Below are 5,423 nucleotides of genomic sequence, written 5' to 3'. Positions count from 1 at the left end.
GCGCTCACCACATCTTTACGGCCCTTGCCCAACCTACAAGATCATGTTTTCGGGAGGATTTATACGCGCTCGCCCTGCTCTATAGCTTGCGATCCCCGAGCCCGTTTGTCCGGTCTGTGACATAATAAATAATTCAGCTCTTTATGGATTCCAGACTGCTTTGTCTAGCCGCGGAGTTCATGTATCGCTTCTCGCTACCGAGCCGTTCGCCGCGTTCATTACACCCCACGGTTGCACCGCGGTCCTGCCGGGAGTGTAGGATGTGGTGAGCCGCCGGGCGCGTCCCGCGCCCGGCGGCGAACCGCATCGATGCGTTGGAGTCCGGCGACTGGTCGCTGGTGACTGGAGCCCGTGGTCGGTGGGCACAGCCCACCCTACGGCCATGCCGGGGGTGGCGGGTAAACAGTCTGGAATCCATAAAGAGCCAATAATTTACTCTTCCCACCTCCCGTGACCATGCGCTTGCCGCTTGCGAGGATTTCCCTATGAGCTTTTTCATCTCCGATGCCCTGGCGCAAGAAGGCGGCGCCTCGGGCGATCCATTGCTCGGTCTGTTGTTTCCGATCGGCCTGGTGGTGATCCTGTATTTCCTGATGATCCGTCCACAGGTGAAGCGCCAGAAGGAGCACAAGAAGATGGTCGAGGCCCTGGCCAAGGGCGACGAGGTGACGACCGTAGGCGGCATCGTCGGGCGCATCACCGAGCTGGGAGATAACTTTGCCGAGCTGGAGGTGGCGGACGACATCAAGGTGAAAATTCGCCGCCAGTCGGTCGAGTCCGTGTTGCCGAAGGGCTCGATCAAAGAGTTGTGACGCGGCGGGATACCCTCATCCGAGCCGGAGGTCTTGAGGTCTGGGAGGTCTTAGGGCCTGCATGCGGTTGCGGCGGTGCCACCTGGCGGCGACCTGTTCCGATAATATCTGGCCGGACCCGTCTCCCGAGGCAGGAACCCAGGCTCGCTTTCGATGACAGATGCGCGATGGAGTCCCCATGAACCGCTATCCGTTGTGGAAAAATCTGCTGATTCTGGGGGTGATCCTGGTCGGCATCCTGTTCGCCTTACCCAATCTCTTTTCTCAGAATCCTTCCATCGAGGTGACAGGTGCCCGAGGCCTCGAGGTGACGGACGCCGGTGTGGACGAGATCAAGGCCGCCCTGGAGAACGCCGGCGTCGAGTATCGGGCCATCGAAAGGCGCGAGGGGGGGAAGTTGCTGGTGCGCTTCGCGACCTCCGGCGACCAGCTGCGGGGCCAGGAGGCCATCGAGGGGACCCTTTCGGACCGCTACAACAGCGCCCTGACCCTGGCCCCGGATCTCCCCGGATTTCTCCGCACCCTGGGTCTCCAGCCCATGTTTTTGGGGTTGGACCTGCGCGGCGGCATCCATGTGCTGATCGACGTGGACATGGATGCGGCGGTCGACCAGGCCCTGGAGCGTTATACCGGCGATATCCGCACCCTGCTGCGCAAGCAGAAGGTCCGCTATCTGACCGTGACCAGGGATCGGAAGCGGGTGAAGGTCAAGTTTCGCGATGCCCGAACCCGGGACCAGGCGGAGGCGCTGATCGGAACGGAGTTCGGCGAGCTGGTCCTGGAGGGTGGGGATGACGGCAGTGCCTTCTTCGTTTACGGGTCCCTGACGCCCACCGATGAGCAGGCGGTCAAGCGGTTCGCCCTGGAGCAGAACATCACCACCTTGCGCAATCGCGTCAACGCCTTGGGCGTGGCCGAGCCCATCATCCAGCGGCAGGGTGAGCGGCGCATCCTGGTTCAGCTCCCCGGTGCCCGGGATCCGGGCCGGCTCAAGGAAATCCTAGGGGCGACGGCGACCCTGGAGTATCGCCTGGTGGATACCGGGCATAGTGTTCAGGACGCGGTGGACGGCCGCGTGCCCGTAACCAGCAAACTCTACCAGGATCGGGATGGCCGGCCGGTCCTGTTGCTGCGCCGGGTGATCGTCACCGGCGACCAGATCACGGATGCCGCCGCCGGTTTCGACCAACGCAGTGGTCAGCCGGCGGTCTTCGTGAGCCTGGACGGGCAGGGGGCACGCCGCATGCGCAAGGTGACCACCGAGAATGTGGGCAAGCCCATGGCGGTGGTCTTCATCGAGAACCGTACCCTCACGCGCTTGGTGGACGGGAAGCCGGTGAAGCGCAAGGTGCGCACGGAAGAGGTGATCAGCGTCGCCAATATTCTGGAGCCCTTTGGCCGTCGCTTCCAGACCACGGGCCTGGACAGCTCCAACGAGGCCCACAATCTGGCCCTGCTGTTGCGGGCCGGCGCCTTGGCCGCCCCCATCGAGATCGTCGAGGAGCGCACCATTGGTCCCAGTCTGGGTCAGGACAACATCAATCAGGGCGTTAGGTCGGTAATTATCGGCTTTATCCTGGTGGTGCTCTTCATGGCGGGTTACTACCGGGTCTTCGGCCTGGTGGCGGACCTAGTGCTGTTCGTCAATCTGGTGATGATCGTCGCCGTGCTCTCCCTGCTGCAGGCGACCCTGACCCTGCCGGGAATCGCCGGTATCGTGCTGACGGTGGGTATGGCGGTGGACGCCAATGTGCTCATCTTCGAGCGCATCCGCGAGGAGATCCGCAACGGCAGCTCGCCCCAGGCGAGCATCCACGCGGGTTATGAGAAGGCCCTGTCCACCATCGTGGACGCCAACATCACCACCCTGATCGCCGCAGTGGTGTTGTTCAGCTTCGGTACCGGACCCATCAAGGGCTTCGCGGTGACCCTGTTCATCGGGATCGTCACCTCCATGTTCACCGCTATCCTAGGCAGCCGCGCCCTGATCAACCTCATCTATGGCGGACGGCGGGTGGGCAGGCTGGCGATCTAGTACGGATGCTGCCAACTACCGATAGCATTGAACCGCTAGGATCTTCACGGAAAGATTTATCCGCAAATGAACGCGAATCAACGCAAATAGATCAGGAACCGCCGAAGTTTGGATTGAGTATGGGAAAAATATCCGGTAGCTTCAATCTATCGGCAGATGATGCGGGCTCTCGCAGATTAAAACGAAGCAATCTGTGAGAATCGGCATAATCTGTGGACGGAAAAAATAATCTGATCTTTTGCGACCGATTTGCGTCCATTAGCGTTTATTTGCGGACTTCATTTGCGGATAAAAATGATTCCCATGTAAAGGGGGCCGAAAGATGCAGATGCGACTGCTCAAGGATCTGAAGATCGATTTCATGGGCCGACGTCGAGAGGCGATGGTCTTCTCCGCCGTTCTCATCCTGATCGCCATCGTCGCGCTCGCCATGCGCGGGCTCAACTTCGGGCTCGACTTCACCGGCGGCACCCTGATCGAGGTGGGCTACGAGGACGCGGTGGAGCTCGAGTCCGTGCGTGCGGGTCTTGCGACCGGTGGGCTCCCGGATACCACGGTGCAGCACTTTGGGACCTCGCGGGACGTGCTGATCCGTATCGCGCCCGAGGCGGGAAATGCGGTCGGATCGGACCTCAGCGACCGGGTTTTTAGTTCCTTAAGCGCCGCCGCCGAAGGCCGGGTGGAGCTGCGCCGGGTGGAGTTCGTCGGCCCCCAGGTAGGCGACGAGCTCACCGAGGACGGCGGCCTGGCCATGCTCTACGCCATTCTGGGGATCCTCATCTATGTGGCCCTGCGTTTCGAGTACCGGTTTGCCGTAGGCTCCGTCATCGCCCTGGTGCACGACGTACTCATCACCATCGGCCTGTTCGCCCTGTTCCGGATTCCATTCGATCTGCCAGTGCTGGCGGCTGTGCTGGCAGTTATCGGTTATTCCCTGAACGACACCATCGTAGTCTTCGACCGCATTCGAGAGAACTTCCGCAAGATCCGCAAGGGCGATGCGATAGCCGTCATCAATACCTCCCTCAACCAGACCATCGCGCGCACCCTGGTGACCTCCTTCACCACCTTGCTGGTGTTATCGGCTCTGTTCATCTTCGGCGGCGAGATCATCCACAGCTTCGCCTTGGCGCTGATCGTAGGCGTCGTCATCGGCACCTACTCGTCCATCTATGTAGCCAGCACCTCCGTCATCCTCATGGGTGTGAGTAAGGCCGATCTGATGCCGGTGAAGAAGGAAGGAGCGGAATTGGATTCGATGCCCTAGTACCTAGTTTCGACCGATATTGCAAATTCACAACCTCTGGTTGACTCTCACGCTTCAGCGTCAAAGCCAGCAGTATCAATCGAAACTAGGTACTAGTACAGATTGTGGTATATAAGGCATTTCGCCGTACTTAAACACGGTGATTCGCCGTCTACTACCTGTTAGGGCAATAGGATAAAAAGAAAATGTGGCAAGATGTTTTTCAGTTTTTTAATCAAGGATGGGTTGGTTCTATAATTGGTATTATAGGCATCATTCTTGGTGGAATCGGTATATTTTCCTATAAAATATCAAAAAGTATCGCTAAACCATCCTATCAAAAATCCTCCCTGCGACTTTTAGGCAGGAATGACGATAATCTCCCAAAAGATGTCACCATACTATTTAAAGGGAAAGAAGTTGATAGGCTTACAAAAAATACTCTTATACTTTGGAATAATGGAACTGAAGTGCTAAATGGTGAGGATATAATTAGCAGTGACCCACTCCGCATCTCATTTAAAGATGGTGAAAACATTCTTAGTTATAAGATTCTAAAGAAAACTAAAGATGTTAATGGCTTTCAATTGAAAGTGAAGGAAGAAAGTCCACACGAACTATATTTTAACTATTCTTACTTAGATCCTGGCGATGGAGTTTCAATAGAGGTTCTTCATGACAGCAAAGAGCGTTATCCTGAGTTAAAGGGTACAATAAAAGGGTTGCCAAAAGGATTTGAAGATTTAGGTCGCGTTTATACTAACAGCATTCCAAATAGAATTATTAAACCCACGAGCCTAATTGCCATTCTTTTTGGCCATAGAAAGTTGGTTTTTTTATGGGCGATACTAATAGGGATAGGAATGATCATACTCGGTCTATTACCCCAAGAAATAAGAGATTTGTTATTAACGGAAAGCGGAGAAAATAAACCAAAGATAGACCAGTCATCTCTCTTCGTAATATTGGGGTTGTTCTATGCTGCTATGCCTGCATCAGTACTTTGGTTAAGGCGAAAGAAGTATCCGAAGTTACTTGAAATTGAGGAAATTGAGCCCTAACAATCACATGCACTCGGACAGCAAAAAGCGCCGATCCTCGTTCCTCGCTCTGCTTTTTCGGCCAAGTGGCACCATCCTGCCGCCGCTTTGGATTTGGCAACGTATCCGTCCCCCGCCAAGGTGATGCGGCCAGGGGAAAGCGCCGTCGCCGCGGCGCGGGTAGAGCCGAAGGACCCGGATTCCCGGCCAACACCGCTGGTATCCCCCGTGGCTGAGGTTCGATGCGGCTGCGCCGCTTTGCCGGCGCACTCCAAAGCAGTCCGGAATCC

Annotated in this window: 4 protein-coding genes; all 4 read left to right on the top strand. The window is 56.6% G+C overall.

Annotated elements, in window-relative coordinates; genetic code table 11:
- The first annotated feature begins 485 nt into the window (after positions 1 to 485).
- Complete coding sequence (gene yajC / locus BQ17_RS02680; RefSeq protein ID WP_089724177.1) at positions 486 to 812, top strand: preprotein translocase subunit YajC; 327 nt, start codon at positions 486 to 488, stop codon at positions 810 to 812.
- A 178-nt stretch (positions 813 to 990) separates the two neighbouring features.
- On the top strand, positions 991 to 2,847 hold the full coding sequence (gene secD / locus BQ17_RS02675) for a protein translocase subunit SecD (protein ID WP_089724178.1): 1,857 nt from the start codon (positions 991 to 993) through the stop codon (positions 2,845 to 2,847).
- A 328-nt stretch (positions 2,848 to 3,175) separates the two neighbouring features.
- The gene (gene secF, locus BQ17_RS02670; protein ID WP_176722258.1) at positions 3,176 to 4,114 is read left to right on the top strand and encodes a protein translocase subunit SecF; all 939 of its coding nucleotides are present in this window, start codon (positions 3,176 to 3,178) and stop codon (positions 4,112 to 4,114) included.
- A 185-nt stretch (positions 4,115 to 4,299) separates the two neighbouring features.
- Positions 4,300 to 5,154 carry a hypothetical protein gene (locus BQ17_RS02665; protein ID WP_089724175.1) on the top strand — a complete coding sequence of 285 codons (855 nt, stop codon included), beginning with the start codon at positions 4,300 to 4,302 and terminating at the stop codon, positions 5,152 to 5,154.
- The last annotated feature ends 269 nt before the right edge of the window (positions 5,155 to 5,423 follow it).

It is taken from the genome of Candidatus Thiosymbion oneisti (assembly GCF_900092655.1).
In the GTDB taxonomy this organism is placed as follows: Bacteria; Pseudomonadota; Gammaproteobacteria; order Chromatiales; family Chromatiaceae; genus Thiosymbion; species Thiosymbion oneisti.
This window is presented reverse-complemented; position numbering and strand designations above follow the sequence as displayed.

Bases quoted from the DNA above. Each gene is read 5' to 3' on its own strand.
- yajC (WP_089724177.1), top strand. From the start codon at position 486: ATGAGCTTTTTCATCTCCGATGCCCTGGCGCAAGAAGGCGGCGCCTCG.
- BQ17_RS02665 (WP_089724175.1), top strand. From the start codon at position 4,300: ATGTGGCAAGATGTTTTTCAGTTTTTTAATCAAGGATGGGTTGGTTCT.
- secF (WP_176722258.1), top strand. From the start codon at position 3,176: ATGCGACTGCTCAAGGATCTGAAGATCGATTTCATGGGCCGACGTCGA.
- secD (WP_089724178.1), top strand. From the start codon at position 991: ATGAACCGCTATCCGTTGTGGAAAAATCTGCTGATTCTGGGGGTGATC.